Source organism: Phenylobacterium sp. (assembly GCF_030693625.1).
Classification (GTDB): Bacteria; Pseudomonadota; Alphaproteobacteria; order Caulobacterales; family Caulobacteraceae; genus Phenylobacterium; species Phenylobacterium ferrooxidans.
Genome location: NZ_JAUYAF010000012.1, coordinates 1 through 13,829, shown reverse-complemented (window position 1 = coordinate 13,829; position 13,829 = coordinate 1). Strand labels below are relative to the sequence as shown.

Below are 13,829 nucleotides of genomic sequence, written 5' to 3'. Positions count from 1 at the left end.
CCTCGCCTGAGCACCCGGTGCAAGGGCTCTCCCCTGGTCCTTAGCTGGGAAGAAATGAGCGATGTTCAAGTCTGGCGGGGAGCGCGCGGTCTCGCCAAGCTTCGCCGGCACTGAGGGGGAGCCCATGAAGACCACCGATCCCGCACCGGCGACCCTCCTGGCGACCCACAGGCACGCCCTGCACAGCGAGGTGATCGGCGAGACCTTCCAGATCGACGTGGCCCTGCCCAGCCCGTGGCGGGGTCAGGGGCCGGAGCATCAGCTGCCGGTGGTCTATGTGATGGACGCCAACACCGTGTTCGGGATCGCCGCCCAGACCCTGCGGTTCCTGCAGACCGCCGACGGGGTCCCGCCCTGCCTGCTGGTGGGGGTCGGCTACCAGCTGGAGGGGCCGCGCCGCCGGCGCCGCGACTATGGGGCCCTGCGCACCCGTGACCTGACGCCGAGCTTCGACGCCGGCTTCCACGACACCTTGCTGGCCCAGAGGGGCGAGCAGCCCTGGCCCGATATCGCGCCGGGCGGCGGCGGCGAGGCCTTCCTCGACTTCCTCATCGACGAGCTGCGTCCCTTTATCGCCGGGCGCTACGTCACCGATCCCGCCGACCAGACCCTGGTGGGCAGTTCGCTGGGCGGCCTGTTCAGCCTGCACGCCTATCTGACCCGCCCGGGCGCCTTCACGCGGCATGTGGCGGGCAGCCCCGCCCTCTGGTGGCGGGAGCGGGAGGCCTTCGCCAGCGAGGCCGCCGCCCAGCCCGATCCCGCGACGCGGCTCTTCCTGTCGGTGGGCGGGTTGGAGACCGACCCCAACTGGCCCATGGTGGACCATATGCGGGAGATGGCGCGGCGGCTGACCGCGCGGGGCCTGCCGGCAGCCTCCCACGTCTTCGAGGGCGAGAGCCACACCTCGGTGATTCCGGCGGCGCTGAGCCGGGGCCTGCGCTCGGTGTTCGCGCCCCTACCCAGCGAGCCCATCCGGGCCTAGAAGCGATCCATGCGCGAGATCACACACTTCATCGACGGCGTGTCCGTCGCGGGGACCTCCGGCCGGCATGGCGAGGTCTTCAATCCAAACACCGGCGAGGTGCAGGCCCGGGTGGCGCTCGCCAGCCCCGCCGAGCTGGACGCCGCCGTGCAGGCCGCGTTGCGGGCCCAGCCGGCCTGGGCCGCGGTCAATCCGCAGCGCCGGGCGCGGGTGATGTTCGAGTTCAAGCGCCTGGTGGAAGCCCGCATGCAGGAGCTGGCCGAGCTGCTCTCCTCCGAGCACGGCAAGGTGGTGGCCGATAGCAAGGGCGACATCCAGCGGGGCCTGGAGGTCATCGAGTTCGCCTGCGGCATCCCCCACGCCCTGAAGGGCGAATATACCGAGGGCGCGGGACCCGGCATCGACGTCTATTCCATGCGCCAGCCCCTGGGAGTGGCGGCGGGCATCACCCCGTTCAACTTCCCCGGCATGATCCCGATGTGGATGTTCGGCATCGCCATCGCGGTGGGCAACACCTTCATCCTGAAGCCCTCGGAAAAGGACCCGACCCTGCCGGTGCGGCTGGCCGAACTGTTCATGGAGGCCGGCGCGGCCCTGGGCATGGACCTGAAGGGCGTGCTGAACGTGGTGCACGGCGACAAGGTCAGCGTCGACGCCATCCTGACCCATCCCGACATCGCCGCTGTCAGCTTCGTCGGATCCTCGGACATCGCCTCTTACGTCTATTCGACCGGGACCGCGCACGGGAAGCGGGTCCAGGCCATGGGCGGGGCCAAGAACCACGGGATCATCCTGCCCGACGCCGACCTGGACCAGGCGGTGAAGGACATCATCGGGGCGGCCTATGGTTCGGCCGGCGAGCGCTGCATGGCCCTGCCGGTGGTGGTGCCGGTGGGGGCGAAGACCGCGCAGGCGGTGCGCGAGAAGGTGCTGGCCGAGATGGAGACCCTGAAGGTGGGGATCTCGTCGGACCCCTCGGCACAGTACGGCCCGGTGGTCACCGCCGCGCACCGGCAGCGGGTGGCCGACTATATCCAGATGGGGGTCGACGAGGGCGCCGAGCTGGTGGCCGACGGCCGCGGCTTCTCCCTGCAGGGCTACGAGCAGGGGTTCTTCATCGGCCCGACCCTGTTTGATCAGGTGAAGCCCACCATGCGCACCTATCAGGAAGAAATCTTCGGGCCGGTCCTGCAGATCGTGCGGGCCGAGACCTTCGAGGAGGCGGTCGAGCTGCCGTCCAGGCACCAGTACGGAAACGGCGCGGCCATCTTCACCCGCAACGGCCGGGCGGCGCGCGAGTTCGCGGCCTCGGTGAACGTCGGCATGGTGGGCATCAATGTGCCCATCCCGGTGCCGGTGGCCTACCACACCTTCGGCGGCTGGAAGCGCTCCGCCTTTGGCGACGCCAACCAGCACGGCATGGAGGGCGTGAAGTTCTACACCAAGGTCAAGACGGTGACGGCCCGGTGGCCCGAGGGCGCCAGCGAGGATTCGGCCTTCGTCATTCCCACCATGCGGTGACACAGTGGGATCGCCGCGGTTATCCTATTCGTAGACTAGGAGTTTGATGATGAGTTTCCGGACCTGGGCGATCCTGTTGCTGGTGGTGGTTCTGGCCGGCGGTGGAGCCTGGGCCTACTGGAACTACGAGCTGCGCTGGCGGCCCCAGACCATCACCAAGCACCAGGCTGAGATCACCAAGATCCTGGAGAGCGCGGGCTGGGCCTCGCCCGGCCTCACCCAGGGCAAGCTCTACATAGTCTCGTTCAGGACCTGCCCCGACTGCCTGCGGTTCAAGAAGGAAGAGTTCCCGGCGCTGCACGAGCAGGGGATCGACACCCGGGTCATCGAGATCGCGCGGCGCGACATGAACGGCCTGGCCAAGTCGACGCCGGTGGAGCGGAGCACGGTGGCCGAGCTCTGGATCCGCCATGGCACGCCCAGCGCCTGGGAGCTGATGGAGGCCTGGGAGGCCATCGTTCCGGCCGCCTGGACCGCGCCCGGCATCATCCCCGCCGACAGCGACATCGCCCGCAGCGCGGTGATCGAAGCCGGCCGGAAAATGACCGATGACCTGCGCCCCCTGCTGAAGGACAACGGTGTCGCGGTCAGTGAGCCAACCGGCATCCGCTATCCCACCTTGGTGTGGTGGAACGCCAAGGGCGAGATGCGGGCCTGCGCCTGCGAGAAGCGGGAAACCTACCGCTTTGTCCGCAAGGAGCTGGCGCAGGTGGCGAAGAAGGCCGGCGCGCCGGCGGCTACGCCCGCCCGCTGATGATGTCCTTGTTGTGGGCGCGGGTCTTGACCCCGTGCTCGCGGTCGGCGGGCGCGCCGCCGCGGCGGCCGATCCCCTGATGACGGGCTTCGGCTTCCAGATCCTCGGCGATCGCCTCGGCGTCGATCTCTTCGCCCCGGCCGGACGGGGTGGTGTCGGGCGAGAAGCTGCGGGGGTCTTGCGGCATGGAGGTCTCCTTGTGCGTCGCCCAAATTCAACCCCTGGGGGCGTGACCCTGTTCCCGCTGTTGTGATCCCAAGCGGCGCGGGCTAGGCGGAGGCGATGGCCTCCCTGCTGCAAGCCGCCTACGACGCCCGTCTCGCCTCGGGCGCCCTTCGTCCCGACCCAGCGCAGATGTCGGGCCTGGCCGCGCTCGTGCGGCTGGAGGGGGACCTGGAAGGCTCCGAGCCCTCGGGCCTCACCGCCTTCTTCCGCAAGCCGGAGGCCCAGCGCGGGGTCTATCTCTGGGGGCCGGTGGGGCGTGGCAAGTCCATGCTGATGGACCTGTTCTACGAAGTCGCGCCGGTGGCGAAGAAGCGCCGCACGCACTTCCACGTCTTCATGGGCGAGATCCACCGACTGATCGGGCAATGGCGCTCGGGCGATACGGCGGCCCGCAAGGCCCGCTTCGGCCAGCACAGGGGCGACGACCCGATCCCCGCCGTGGCCGACGTGGTGGCCGAGGGCGCGCGGCTGCTGTGTTTCGACGAGTTCCAGGTCACCGACATCGCCGACGCCATGATCCTCGGGCGGCTGTTCGAGGCCCTGTTCGCCCGCGGCGTGACCCTGGTGGCCACCTCCAACCGGGTCCCGGACGCCCTCTACAAGGACGGCATAAACCGCCAGCTGTTCCTGCCCTTCATCGAGATGATCAAGGGCCGCCTGGACGTGGTGAGCGTGACCGGGAGCCACGACTACCGCCTGGACCGCCTGCGGGCGGCGGGCGTCTGGTTCTCCCCCAACGACCCGGACAACCAGCGCAGCTTCGCGGCCCTGTGGTGCGACATGCTGGGCAACGAGGCCGAGATCGGTGAGACCCTGGAGGTGCTGGGCCGCAAGGTTCACCTGCCCCACGCGGCCGGCGGCATGGTGCGGGCCTCCTTCGCCAGCCTCTGCGCGGTGGCCCTGGGTCCCAATGACTATGTCGCCATCGCCGAGCGCTTCCACACGGTGTTCCTGGAGGACGTGCCGAGGCTGGGGCCCAACCGGCGGGAGGAGGCCAGGCGGCTGGTGATCCTCATCGACGCCCTCTACGAGGCCCACACCCGCCTGATCGTGCTGGCCGAAGCCGACCCCGTCGCCCTCTATCCGCAGGGCGACGGCGCCTTCGAGTTCGAACGCACGGCCTCGCGCCTGCAGGAGATGCGCTCGGCCGACTGGCTGGCGGACAGCGTGGAGAGCTAGGCCCGCAGGCTCCGCACGAGGTCCTGTGCATAGGGCCGCAGGTCAGCGAAGCGGCGGACGCACAGGGTGAGGTCGCGGACGGCCCAGTCGTCCTCCAGCTCGATCACCGAGAGCGGCGTGGTCTGGGCGACGCGCGCGGCGGTGGACTGGGGCACGACGCCCACGCCCACACCGGCCTCCACCAGCCGGCAGACGGCGTCGAAACTGCGGAGCTGGACACGCAGGTTCAGGCCCGAGCCAAGGCGCGCCGCCTTGTCGGCCAGGAAGCGCTGCAGGGCGCTGGTGCGTTCCAGTCCCACCAGGTCGAAGGCCAGCACCTCGGCGAAGGCCACGCGGGCGCGGGACGCCAGCGGGTGGTTCTTTCGGGCCACCACCACGAAGCGGTCGGAGCGGAACGGGAAGGTTTCGAGCCCGCCCACATCCACCGTGCCGGCCACGATGCCGATGTCCCCCACCCCCTCGGCGATAAGGCCGACGATCTCGTCGGAGAGCCGCTCCTCCAGGTCGACCCGGACCTTGGGATTGTCGGCCAGGAAGCGTCCAAGCGCCTCGGGCAGGAATTCGGTCGACGCATTGGTGTTGGCCAACAGGCGGACCTCGCCCGACAGGCCGCCGGCATAGGCGCCCAGGTCTTCCCGGAGGCGGGCCGACTGCCCCAGTATCAGGCGGGCGTGCTTGAGCAGGGTCTGGCCGGCCGGGGTCGGCGCCACCCCCTGGCGGCTGCGGGTCAGCAGGGCCGCGCCAATCTCCTCCTCCATCGCCCGCACGCGGGTGGAGGCGGCGGCCAGGGCGATGTGACTGCGGACGGCGCCATGGGTGATGGAGCCGGCCTCGACGATGTCGGCGAATAGCCTCAGGTCCACCAGATCAAACCGCATCTTCGTCTCCTACGAAGGATGGGTCTAGATAAGACGCATTGTGGGCATTGTGGAAGCCGTTCATCCTTCGCGCTCAGCGAAGCTCCCGAAGGCGTGGCCAATGGTCAGCATCCCGACCCCCGGTCCCCACGCGGCGCCTGGCTTCGTTGACACCGGGCGCTCGGCGCTTAAAAGCGGAGCCGCTTCATCCTCTCGGAAACAGCCATGACAGAGACCACCCCAGGCCCCCGCGCGCGGCCGCTGTCGCCTCACCTGGAGATCTGGCGGTTCCACGCCACCATGGTGGGCTCGATCCTGCACCGCATCACCGGGGTGGGGCTCTATTTCGGCGCCCTGATCCTGGCCGGCTGGGCGCTGTCGCTCGCCGCCGGACCTGACGCCTACCAGGCCTTCATGGAGCTGCTGGGCTCACCCCTGGGTAAGCTGGTGATGTTCGGCCTGACGCTGTCGGTCTTCTACCACCTGGCCAAGGGCGTGCAGCACCTGCTCTGGGACGCCGGCACGGGCTTCCAGCTGCCGATCGCCAACATGGGCGCCATCGCCTGTTACGCCTTCGCCATCGCCGCCAGCCTGGCGGTCTGGGCGATCGCCTGGATGACGGGAGCGCTTTGATGGAAAACTATCGCACGCCTCTGCGCCGCGCCCGCGGCCTTGGCTCGGCCAAGCACGGCGTCGGCCACTGGATCTCCGAGCGGGTCAGCGCCATCGCCCTTGTTCCCCTGGTGCTCTGGGCGGTCTTTGGTGTCATCACCCTCGCGGCCACCGACTATTATGGCGCGGTCGCCTGGATCAGCCAGCCGCTGAACGCGGTGCTGATGGTGCTGCTGGTGGCGATTTCATTCTGGCACATGCATTCAGGCATGCGGGTGGTGGTGGAGGACTACATCCACACCACGCTCAGCAAGTCGGCCCTGCTGCTGCTCAACCTCTTCGTCTGCGGCCTGGCGGGTTCGCTGGCGGTGTTCTCCATCCTCAAGGTCGCGCTGGGAGGCGCTTGATCGGTCCCATGGCGACTTATGAGTTCATCGATCACAAGTTCGACGTCGTCGTCGTGGGGGCCGGTGGGTCTGGCCTGCGCGCGGCCCTGGGCTGCGCCCAGGCCGGCCTGAAGACGGCCTGCATCACCAAGGTCTTCCCGACCCGCTCGCACACCGTGGCGGCCCAGGGCGGCATCTCCGCCAGCCTCGGCAATATGGGCGAGGACGACTGGCGCTGGCACATGTACGACACCGTCAAGGGGTCGGACTGGCTGGGCGACCAGGACGCCATCGAATACCTCTGCCGCAACGCGCCGGCTGCTGTCTATGAGCTGGAGCACTGGGGCGTGCCCTTCAGCCGCACGCCGGATGGCAAGATCTACCAGCGCGCCTTCGGCGGCATGACCCGCAACTATGGCGAGGCCCCGATCCAGCGCACCTGCGCCGCGGCCGACCGTACCGGCCATGCCATGCTGCACACGATGTATGGCCAGTCGCTCGCGCATAGTACTGAATTCTTTATCGAATATTTCGCGCTCGACCTGATCATGGACGAGGGCGTCTGCCGGGGCGTGACGGCCTGGAAGCTGGATGACGGGACCCTGCACCGGTTCCAGGCCCAGCAGGTGATCCTGGCCACCGGCGGCTACGGCCGGGCCTATTTCTCGGCCACCAGCGCCCACACCTGCACCGGCGACGGCGGCGGCATGGCGCTGCGGGCCGGCCTGCCCCTGCAGGACATGGAGTTCGTGCAGTTCCACCCCACCGGCATCTATGGCGCCGGCTGCCTGATCACCGAGGGCGCGCGGGGCGAGGGCGGCTACCTGACCAATTCCGAGGGCGAGCGGTTCATGGAGCGCTATGCGCCGTCGGTGAAGGACCTGGCGCCCCGCGACATGGTCAGCCGGGCCATGACCATCGAGATCCGTGAAGGCCGGGGGGTTGGTCCCAAGAAAGACCACATCCACCTGCACCTTGATCACCTGGATCCCAAGATCCTGCACCAGCGTTTGCCGGGGATTTCAGAAAGCGCCAAGATCTTCGCAGGTGTTGACGTCACGAAACAACCAATTCCCGTGCTTCCAACCGTGCATTACAACATGGGCGGTATTCCGACGAACTTCTTCTCGGAAGTGGTGACTCGGGACGGGGACAATCCGGACAAGGTGGTGCCGGGGCTGATGGCGGTGGGTGAGGCGGCGTGCGTTTCGGTGCACGGTGCCAACCGGCTGGGGTCCAACTCCCTGATCGACCTGGTGGTGTTCGGGCGCTCGGCGGCGCTGCGCACGGCGGCGACCATCAAGGCCGGCGCGACCCAGCCGAAGCTGAAGAAGACCGAGACCGACGCTCACCTGGCCCGGTTCGACCGGTTCCGGAACGCCTCGGGCGGCACCACGACGGCGGCGCTGCGTCTTGAGATGCAGATGGCCATGCAGGAGGACGCCGCGGTGTTCCGCACCAGCGATAGCCTGGCCTCGGGCGTGAAGCGCCTTGACGACGTCCAGGCCAAGCGCGGGGACCTCAAGGTGACGGATAGGGGGATGGTCTGGAACACCGACCTCATGGAGACCCTGGAGCTGGACAACCTGATCGGCCAGGCGGTGACCACCGTGGTCGGCGCGCACAACCGCACCGAAAGCCGCGGGGCCCACGCCCACGAGGACTTCCCCGACCGTGACGACGGCCAGTGGATGAAGCACACCCTGACCTGGTTCGACGACGCCACGGGCAAGGTGGCCATCGACTACCGGCCGGTGCACGACTTCACCATGACCAATGACATCGCTTACATCCCGCCCAAGGCGCGGGTGTACTGATCTTGCGACGTCCAACGGTGATCCAGATTTCCAAGGAAAGCGTCTGATGGTCCAGCTGACCCTGCCGAAGAACTCCCGCGTCGAGAAGGGCCGCCACCACGCGGCGCCGGCCGGGAGCGGCAAGACCAAGACCTTCAAGGTCTACCGCTACGATCCCGAGGGGACCGAGAACCCGCGGTGGGACACCTATGACGTGGATGTCGACAACTGCGGCCCCATGGTCCTGGACGTCCTGATCCACATCAAGAACACCATCGACCCGACGCTCGCCTTCCGCCGCTCGTGCCGCGAGGGGGTCTGCGGCTCCTGCGCCATGAACATCGGCGGTCGCAACACGCTCGCCTGCACCCATGGCCACGACGAGGTCCCGGGCGCCGACTGCACCATCGCCCCCCTGCCCAGCATGCCGGTGGTCAAGGACCTGGTCCCCGACCTGACCATGTTCTACGCCCAGTACGCCTCCATCGAGCCCTGGCTGCACACCACCACGCCGGAACCGCAGAAGGAGTGGATCCAGAGCCCGCAGGACCGCGAGAAGCTGGACGGCCTCTATGAGTGCATCCTCTGCGCCTGCTGCACGACCTCGTGCCCCAGCTACTGGTGGAACGGCGACAAGTACCTCGGCCCCGCCACCCTGCTGCACGCCTATCGCTGGCTGATCGACTCCAGGGACGAGGCCACCGGCGAGCGCCTGGACGCCCTGGAGGACCCCTTCAAGCTCTATCGTTGCCACACGATCATGAATTGCGCTCAGGTGTGTCCGAAGGGTCTAAATCCCGCCAAGGCCATCGCCGAAATCAAGAAGACTTTGGCTGAACGGGTCGTCTGACCATCCGAACTCTGTTCGGTAAGTTGACGCACCCGTCATTTTTCTGCATGGGGCTGTCATGGGTTCAGTGAGCACACATGTGGTGGTTCTCGGCGCGGGGCATGCCGGCGGCACGCTGGTCGCCCTGCTGCGCCAATATGGCTTCGACGGCCCCATCACCATGGTCGGCGATGAACCGGTGGTTCCCTACCAGCGGCCCCCCCTGTCCAAGGCCTGGCTGAAGGGGGAGGCGGACGCCGATTCCCTGGCCCTGAAGCCCCTGGAATTCTACGCCGAGAACCAGATCGACTTCCGGCCGAACGTCTCGGCCGTGACCCTGAAGCGGGCCGACAAGATCGTCGAGCTCTCCGACGGCGCGAGCCTGACCTACGACATCCTGGTGATCGCCACCGGGATGCGGCCCAACAAGCTGCCGCTGCCGGGCGCCGAGCTTTCGGGCGTGCTGTCCCTGCGCAGCGCCGCCGACGCCGAGGAGCTGAAGGGCCACCTCCTGCCCGGACATCACGTGGCCATCATCGGCGGCGGCTATATCGGCCTGGAGGTCGCGGCCTCGGCCCGGACCCTGGGCGCCGAAGCCACCGTGTTCGAGCGCGAGGGCCGCATCCTGTCGCGCAGCGCCTGCGAGGTGCTGTCGACCTTTTTCACCGACTATCACCGCGCCCGGGGCGTGACCTTCGAGCTGGGCGCCAAGATCGACAGCCTGGTGGGCGAGGGCGGCAAGGTGACGGGCGTGAAGATGGCCGACGGCCGCATCATTCCCGCCGACGCGGTCCTGGTCGGCGTGGGCGGCAAGCCCAATGACGAGATCGCCGCCGACGCCGGTCTCGACACCGCCCGCGGGGTGGTGGTGGACCTGGAGGCGCGGACCTCCGATCCCGCCATCTTCGCCATCGGCGACTGCAGCCACCGGCCGTTGCCGCACTATGACCGGATGTTCGGCCCCGAGAGCGTGCCCAGCGCCCTGGAACAGGCCAAGCAGGTCGCCTGCGCCATCACCGGCCGCCCGGCCCCGACGCCGGAAGTGCCGTGGAACTGGTCGGACCAGTACGACCTCAAGCTCCAGATCGCGGGCCTGCCCTTCGACACCGACCAGATCCTGGTGCGGGGGGACCCTGCGTCAGGCAAGTTCGCCATCTTCCATCTGAAGGGCGATCAGGTTCAATCGGTGGAGGCGGTCAACGCCCCGCCGGAATACATGATGGGCCGCCAGCTCATCGGGAACCGCAAGCACGTCAATCTCGACAGGCTTGCGGATCCATCGGTTTCCATGAAAGAGGTCGCCGCTTAAGGCGGGCGAAGGGGAGTAAATGGCCAAGGTCACCTATATCGAGAACAACGGAACCGAACACGTCATCGACGTGAAGGCTGGCCTGACCGTGATGGAAGGCGCTGTGAAGAACAACGTCCCGGGCATCGACGCCGACTGCGGCGGGGCCTGCGCCTGCGCCACCTGCCACGTCTATGTCGACGCCGCCTGGGAAGCCAAGACCGGGACCAAGTCGGCCATGGAGGAATCCATGCTCGACTTCGCCGAGAACGTGGAGCCCAACAGCCGCCTCTCTTGCCAGATCAAGGTCAGCGACGAGCTGGACGGCCTGGTGGTCCGGCTGCCGGAAAGCCAGCACTAACTTGGTTTTCCTTCTCCCCTTGCGGGAGAAGGTGGCGGCGTAGCCGACGGATGAGGGGTCGCGCCGACCTGTTAGAATAGCCACTCACGTCATCCCGGATCGCCTTTGCTGCGGCCGGGATGACGTTTGAGATTTGCCGGATGGGGTGATCGACCCCTCATCCGACCCTGCTTCGCAGGGCCACCTTCTCCCGCAAGGGGAGAAGGAAGGCGATTGCTTACCCGGCCGGCATGGCTGAGGCGTCCATCCACATCGGCTCGAAGACGGCGCCGTCCGGGTCGACGAAGGTGCGGCCGTACATGAAGGGCAGGTCCTGGACCTCCCGGATGTCGCCCTGGCCGCCGGCGCGCACCGCAGCCTCGACGATGGCGTCCACCTCGGCGCGGCTGTTTCGCGACAGGCAGAACAGGGCGGCGCTGGTCTTGTGGGCGTCGGCGATCGGCTGGGACGTGAAGGTGCGATAGAAGTCGTGGGTCAGCAGATGGAAGGAGATGGTCTCCGACCAGACCATGGACGCGGCGTTCTCGTTGCTGAAGGCCTCGTTCTTCACGCAGCCGATGGCCTCGTAGAAGGCGGTGGACGCCGCCAGGTCGCGGACCGGCAGGTTCACGAAGATCATCTTGGGGGGGGTGGTCATGGAGGAACTCCTTCCAGTCGGGCGTGGTCCGGCTATCTTGATGTCCACCCGAACACCGCCCAAGAAAAAAGCCGCCGCTGTGGGGACAGGGGCGGCTCTTTCAGGTCCCGAAGCTAGGAAGGCTCCAGGAGGGGGTTCTTTAGCTAAGCGGCCAGGCGCGGGGCGCAGAGGCGGTCCAGGGTGTTCATCAGGGTGGACATGGCCGACGACGGCAGGACCTCGTCCTGGTCGTAGGAGCCCTCGGCCAGGATCAGGGCCAGGCGGTCGCGGGCGCGGCTGACGCGGCTCTTGATGGTGCCGATGGCGCTGCCGCAGATGTCGGCGACTTCTTCATAGGACAGGCCGCCGGCGCCGATCAGGATCAGGGCCTCGCGCTGGTCGTCCGGCAGCATGGCCAGCGCCCGGCGGACTTCGTCCAGCTCCAGGGTGGCCATGGGATTGGAGACCGCCACCAGGGTGCGTTCGGCGGTTTCCGGGTCGAGCTGGGTCGAGCGCCACGAACGGCGCTTGTCGGAATAGAACTGGTTGCGCAGGATCATGAAGGTCCAGGCCTTCATATTGGTGCCCGGCTGATAGCTGGTGCGGTTGTTCCAGGCGCGCAGCAGGGCGTCCTGGGCCAGGTCGTCGGCTTCCACGGCGTTGCGGCACAGGGAGTGCGCAAAGGCCCGCATGTGGGGAATGAGGGCGGTCAGCTCGCCCATGAAATCCTTGTCGGCGGGGATCGTGGTCGCGGTCATGGAACACCCTCTCGAAATCGTCTCGGAGGGGGCCGTCACCAACCCCCGTGAAAATCAAACGCGGCCGTCGCGATAAAGCTCCGCCATTGGGAAAAGAATCTTGGCTGTGGCGGCGGCGGGGGTGGCGTGGGCGTCCTTCTCCCCTTGCGGGAGAAGGTGTCGGGCGAAGGCCCGACGGATGAGGGGTCACGCTTCCCTCTCCGCGTATTTCGCAACGCCCCAACCCGAAGGGTCAGCGCGACCCCTCATCCGACCGGTCGCTGACCGGCCACCTTCTCCCGCAAGGGGAGAAGGGACGCGTGAGAAATATTGTTCTTGCTTTGTTCTTTTGACATGTTGCTGATATCCTCAGCCGATGTCCTTCACCTATCCGCGCAAGGAGATGATGGTCCGCGTCTGCGAGGCGGTGGAGAAGGGGGCGCGGCTGCACCGACTGGGGGCGCGGCCCGGGTTCCCCTGCGCGCAGACGATCCGTCGCTGGGCCAAGGCGGACGAGCCCTTCGCCAACCGGCTAATGTACGCGCTGCAGTGGCGGCGGGGGATGGAGGTCAGCGCCACGGCCGGGCCGGTGTTCGACGCTGAGCGGGCCGAGGCCTTGCTGATGGCCGTGCGGCGGGGCGCGGCGATACGGGAGGTTCTGCGCCGCCCGGAGTTTCCGAACCGACGGCGGCTGAAGCGCTGGAAGTCGGAGCGGCCGGACTTCGCCGAAGCCCTCCAGGCGGCCTCCGCGGTGGGCCGCAAGATCAGGCTGCGCAAGTGGGCCTTCTATGACGAGACCATCGCCGACGAGATCATCGCGCGCGTGGCGTTCGGTGAGTTCGTGGCGGATGTGGAGGCCGACCCGACCCTTCCAAGCCGGCCGATCCTGGCGAGGTGGCGGCGGATGCGACCGGACTTCGACAAGGCCCTGCGGGCGGCCAAGTTGAGCGGGCGCCATCACCGCCTGCACAATCCACGACGCCTGACGGGGGTGTTGTTCGACGACATCCTGGACCGGCTGGCGAGCGGCGCCTGCCTGCGCGATGTGGCGCGGGACCCGAAGATGCCCTGCTACAGCACCCTCATGTACTGGCAGGCGCGCAATCCGGATTTCGCCAGGATGGTGGCCTGGGCGCGGGAGATGGGCCGGGAGACCCGCGCGGCGGACGAGGTGGAACGGGTGGATGCGTGGGCGGCATCCCTCGACCGTTGATCCTTGTCGCGTTGGATGAGAGTCTCGTGAAAGCCCACTTCTTGTGGAGAGGCTGTGGCGATGGATGGAGCCGGGATGATCTTCACCCCCGAATTCGTGAATGAAGGCCATCGCGAGATTATTCTGGTTAGCAATCACAGTCTGCAAACCGAAGAAGCCATCCAGATGAGCGTGGAATTCAACCTGGCGAGAGTCCGCTTCGGCAAACAACACCTCCCTGGCGGGGATTGGCGGGTGCGACTCCTGTACGATGTCCGCGGTCAGAACCTAAATGGCGCCGCGCTGGATGGCGTCGCGGCCGCGTTGGCTGGCTCTGCGACCGTAGAGTTCAAGCTCTAGAGCATTTTTCGATCAGTCTGCATCGTATCCAGCGGCGGCGAAGTAGTTCGCGCATTCCCTTGGTGTGAAGGCGTCGATGATTTGAGCGATGGCTGACCAGAGCTGCTCGAGGGTTCTGGCGGCGGCCTTTCGGA

The 13,829-nt window shown here is 67.5% G+C and carries 16 protein-coding genes and 1 pseudogene; 12 read left to right on the top strand and 5 right to left on the bottom strand.

Going from position 1 to position 13,829, the window contains the following annotated elements:
* Window positions 1–61 precede the first annotated feature (61 nt).
* Genes Q8N10_RS01670 through Q8N10_RS01660 form a run of 3 tightly spaced genes read left to right on the top strand, consistent with a single transcriptional unit; the run spans window position 62 to window position 3,257 of the window.
* The gene (locus Q8N10_RS01670; RefSeq protein ID WP_304776368.1) at window positions 62–982 is read left to right on the top strand and encodes an alpha/beta hydrolase; all 921 of its coding nucleotides are present in this window, start codon (window positions 62–64) and stop codon (window positions 980–982) included.
* 9 nt (window positions 983–991) lie between these two features.
* Entirely contained in the window at window positions 992–2,503 is a 1,512-nt protein-coding gene (locus Q8N10_RS01665) for a CoA-acylating methylmalonate-semialdehyde dehydrogenase (protein ID WP_304776366.1), read from the top strand.
* A gap of 49 nt (window positions 2,504–2,552) precedes the next feature.
* Window positions 2,553–3,257 carry a hypothetical protein gene (locus Q8N10_RS01660; protein WP_304776363.1) on the top strand — a complete coding sequence of 235 codons (705 nt, stop codon included), beginning with the start codon at window positions 2,553–2,555 and terminating at the stop codon, window positions 3,255–3,257.
* On the opposite strand, the gene Q8N10_RS01655 is transcribed toward Q8N10_RS01660, so the two are convergent.
* Window positions 3,241–3,444: a hypothetical protein gene (locus Q8N10_RS01655; RefSeq protein WP_304776361.1), complete on the bottom strand. Its 204-nt coding sequence runs from the start codon at window positions 3,442–3,444 to the stop codon at window positions 3,241–3,243. The two genes, Q8N10_RS01660 and Q8N10_RS01655, sit on opposite strands and share 17 nt — an antisense overlap.
* A 95-nt stretch (window positions 3,445–3,539) precedes the next feature.
* Here Q8N10_RS01655 and zapE point away from each other — a divergent pair, with 95 nt between their 5' ends.
* Window positions 3,540–4,661 carry a cell division protein ZapE gene (gene zapE, locus Q8N10_RS01650; protein WP_304776358.1) on the top strand — a complete coding sequence of 374 codons (1,122 nt, stop codon included), beginning with the start codon at window positions 3,540–3,542 and terminating at the stop codon, window positions 4,659–4,661.
* Here zapE and Q8N10_RS01645 read toward each other — a convergent pair.
* Window positions 4,658–5,539, bottom strand: a complete 882-nt coding sequence (locus Q8N10_RS01645) for a LysR substrate-binding domain-containing protein (protein WP_304776356.1) — start codon at window positions 5,537–5,539, stop codon at window positions 4,658–4,660. The two genes, zapE and Q8N10_RS01645, sit on opposite strands and share 4 nt — an antisense overlap.
* Window positions 5,540–5,743: 204 nt before the next feature.
* Between Q8N10_RS01645 and sdhC the strand changes: the two genes are divergently transcribed.
* From sdhC to Q8N10_RS01615, 6 genes are read left to right on the top strand one after another with little or no spacing between them, the layout of a single operon-like run.
* Window positions 5,744–6,151 carry a succinate dehydrogenase, cytochrome b556 subunit gene (gene sdhC, locus Q8N10_RS01640; protein WP_304776353.1) on the top strand — a complete coding sequence of 136 codons (408 nt, stop codon included), beginning with the start codon at window positions 5,744–5,746 and terminating at the stop codon, window positions 6,149–6,151.
* Window positions 6,151–6,537: a succinate dehydrogenase, hydrophobic membrane anchor protein gene (gene sdhD, locus Q8N10_RS01635; RefSeq protein ID WP_304776351.1), complete on the top strand. Its 387-nt coding sequence runs from the start codon at window positions 6,151–6,153 to the stop codon at window positions 6,535–6,537. The genes sdhC and sdhD overlap by 1 nt, the downstream gene beginning before the upstream one ends.
* An 8-nt stretch (window positions 6,538–6,545) precedes the next feature.
* Entirely contained in the window at window positions 6,546–8,333 is a 1,788-nt protein-coding gene (gene sdhA, locus Q8N10_RS01630; RefSeq protein WP_304776348.1) for a succinate dehydrogenase flavoprotein subunit, read from the top strand.
* 46 nt (window positions 8,334–8,379) lie between these two features.
* Window positions 8,380–9,162: a succinate dehydrogenase iron-sulfur subunit gene (locus Q8N10_RS01625; RefSeq protein WP_304776346.1), complete on the top strand. Its 783-nt coding sequence runs from the start codon at window positions 8,380–8,382 to the stop codon at window positions 9,160–9,162.
* 58 nt (window positions 9,163–9,220) lie between these two features.
* Window positions 9,221–10,450: an NAD(P)/FAD-dependent oxidoreductase gene (locus Q8N10_RS01620; protein WP_304776344.1), complete on the top strand. Its 1,230-nt coding sequence runs from the start codon at window positions 9,221–9,223 to the stop codon at window positions 10,448–10,450.
* A 19-nt stretch (window positions 10,451–10,469) separates the two neighbouring features.
* Window positions 10,470–10,790 (top strand): 2Fe-2S iron-sulfur cluster-binding protein, encoded by a 321-nt coding sequence (locus Q8N10_RS01615; protein WP_304776342.1) that lies wholly within the window; start codon window positions 10,470–10,472, stop codon window positions 10,788–10,790.
* 217 nt (window positions 10,791–11,007) lie between these two features.
* On the opposite strand, the gene Q8N10_RS01610 is transcribed toward Q8N10_RS01615, so the two are convergent.
* A complete protein-coding gene (locus Q8N10_RS01610; protein ID WP_304776341.1) occupies window positions 11,008–11,427 on the bottom strand; it encodes a VOC family protein in 420 nt (139 codons plus the stop codon).
* A 143-nt stretch (window positions 11,428–11,570) separates the two neighbouring features.
* On the bottom strand, window positions 11,571–12,164 hold the full coding sequence (locus tag Q8N10_RS01605) for a sigma-70 family RNA polymerase sigma factor (RefSeq protein ID WP_304776338.1): 594 nt from the start codon (window positions 12,162–12,164) through the stop codon (window positions 11,571–11,573).
* A gap of 355 nt (window positions 12,165–12,519) precedes the next feature.
* Between Q8N10_RS01605 and Q8N10_RS01600 the strand changes: the two genes are divergently transcribed.
* Entirely contained in the window at window positions 12,520–13,356 is an 837-nt protein-coding gene (locus Q8N10_RS01600; RefSeq protein WP_304776336.1) for a hypothetical protein, read from the top strand.
* A 75-nt stretch (window positions 13,357–13,431) separates the two neighbouring features.
* Window positions 13,432–13,695, top strand: coding sequence for a hypothetical protein (locus tag Q8N10_RS01595; RefSeq protein ID WP_304776333.1), 264 nt, complete (start codon window positions 13,432–13,434; stop codon window positions 13,693–13,695).
* 12 nt (window positions 13,696–13,707) lie between these two features.
* Here the strand turns inward: Q8N10_RS01595 and Q8N10_RS01590 are convergent.
* Window positions 13,708–13,829, bottom strand: a pseudogene (locus Q8N10_RS01590) (IS630 family transposase); the annotation flags it as partial.

Coding starts and splice junctions, on each gene's coding strand:
- Q8N10_RS01670 (WP_304776368.1), top strand. CDS start 62: ATGTTCAAGTCTGGCGGGGAGCGCGCGGTCTCGCCAAGCTTCGCCGGC.
- Q8N10_RS01665 (WP_304776366.1), top strand. CDS start 992: ATGCGCGAGATCACACACTTCATCGACGGCGTGTCCGTCGCGGGGACC.
- Q8N10_RS01595 (WP_304776333.1), top strand. CDS start 13,432: ATGATCTTCACCCCCGAATTCGTGAATGAAGGCCATCGCGAGATTATT.
- Q8N10_RS01625 (WP_304776346.1), top strand. CDS start 8,380: ATGGTCCAGCTGACCCTGCCGAAGAACTCCCGCGTCGAGAAGGGCCGC.
- Q8N10_RS01615 (WP_304776342.1), top strand. CDS start 10,470: ATGGCCAAGGTCACCTATATCGAGAACAACGGAACCGAACACGTCATC.
- sdhC (WP_304776353.1), top strand. CDS start 5,744: ATGACAGAGACCACCCCAGGCCCCCGCGCGCGGCCGCTGTCGCCTCAC.
- Q8N10_RS01655 (WP_304776361.1), bottom strand. CDS start 3,444: ATGCCGCAAGACCCCCGCAGCTTCTCGCCCGACACCACCCCGTCCGGC.
- sdhA (WP_304776348.1), top strand. CDS start 6,546: ATGGCGACTTATGAGTTCATCGATCACAAGTTCGACGTCGTCGTCGTG.
- Q8N10_RS01620 (WP_304776344.1), top strand. CDS start 9,221: ATGGGTTCAGTGAGCACACATGTGGTGGTTCTCGGCGCGGGGCATGCC.
- Q8N10_RS01605 (WP_304776338.1), bottom strand. CDS start 12,164: ATGACCGCGACCACGATCCCCGCCGACAAGGATTTCATGGGCGAGCTG.
- Q8N10_RS01600 (WP_304776336.1), top strand. CDS start 12,520: ATGTCCTTCACCTATCCGCGCAAGGAGATGATGGTCCGCGTCTGCGAG.
- zapE (WP_304776358.1), top strand. CDS start 3,540: ATGGCCTCCCTGCTGCAAGCCGCCTACGACGCCCGTCTCGCCTCGGGC.
- sdhD (WP_304776351.1), top strand. CDS start 6,151: ATGGAAAACTATCGCACGCCTCTGCGCCGCGCCCGCGGCCTTGGCTCG.
- Q8N10_RS01660 (WP_304776363.1), top strand. CDS start 2,553: ATGAGTTTCCGGACCTGGGCGATCCTGTTGCTGGTGGTGGTTCTGGCC.
- Q8N10_RS01645 (WP_304776356.1), bottom strand. CDS start 5,539: ATGCGGTTTGATCTGGTGGACCTGAGGCTATTCGCCGACATCGTCGAG.
- Q8N10_RS01610 (WP_304776341.1), bottom strand. CDS start 11,427: ATGACCACCCCCCCCAAGATGATCTTCGTGAACCTGCCGGTCCGCGAC.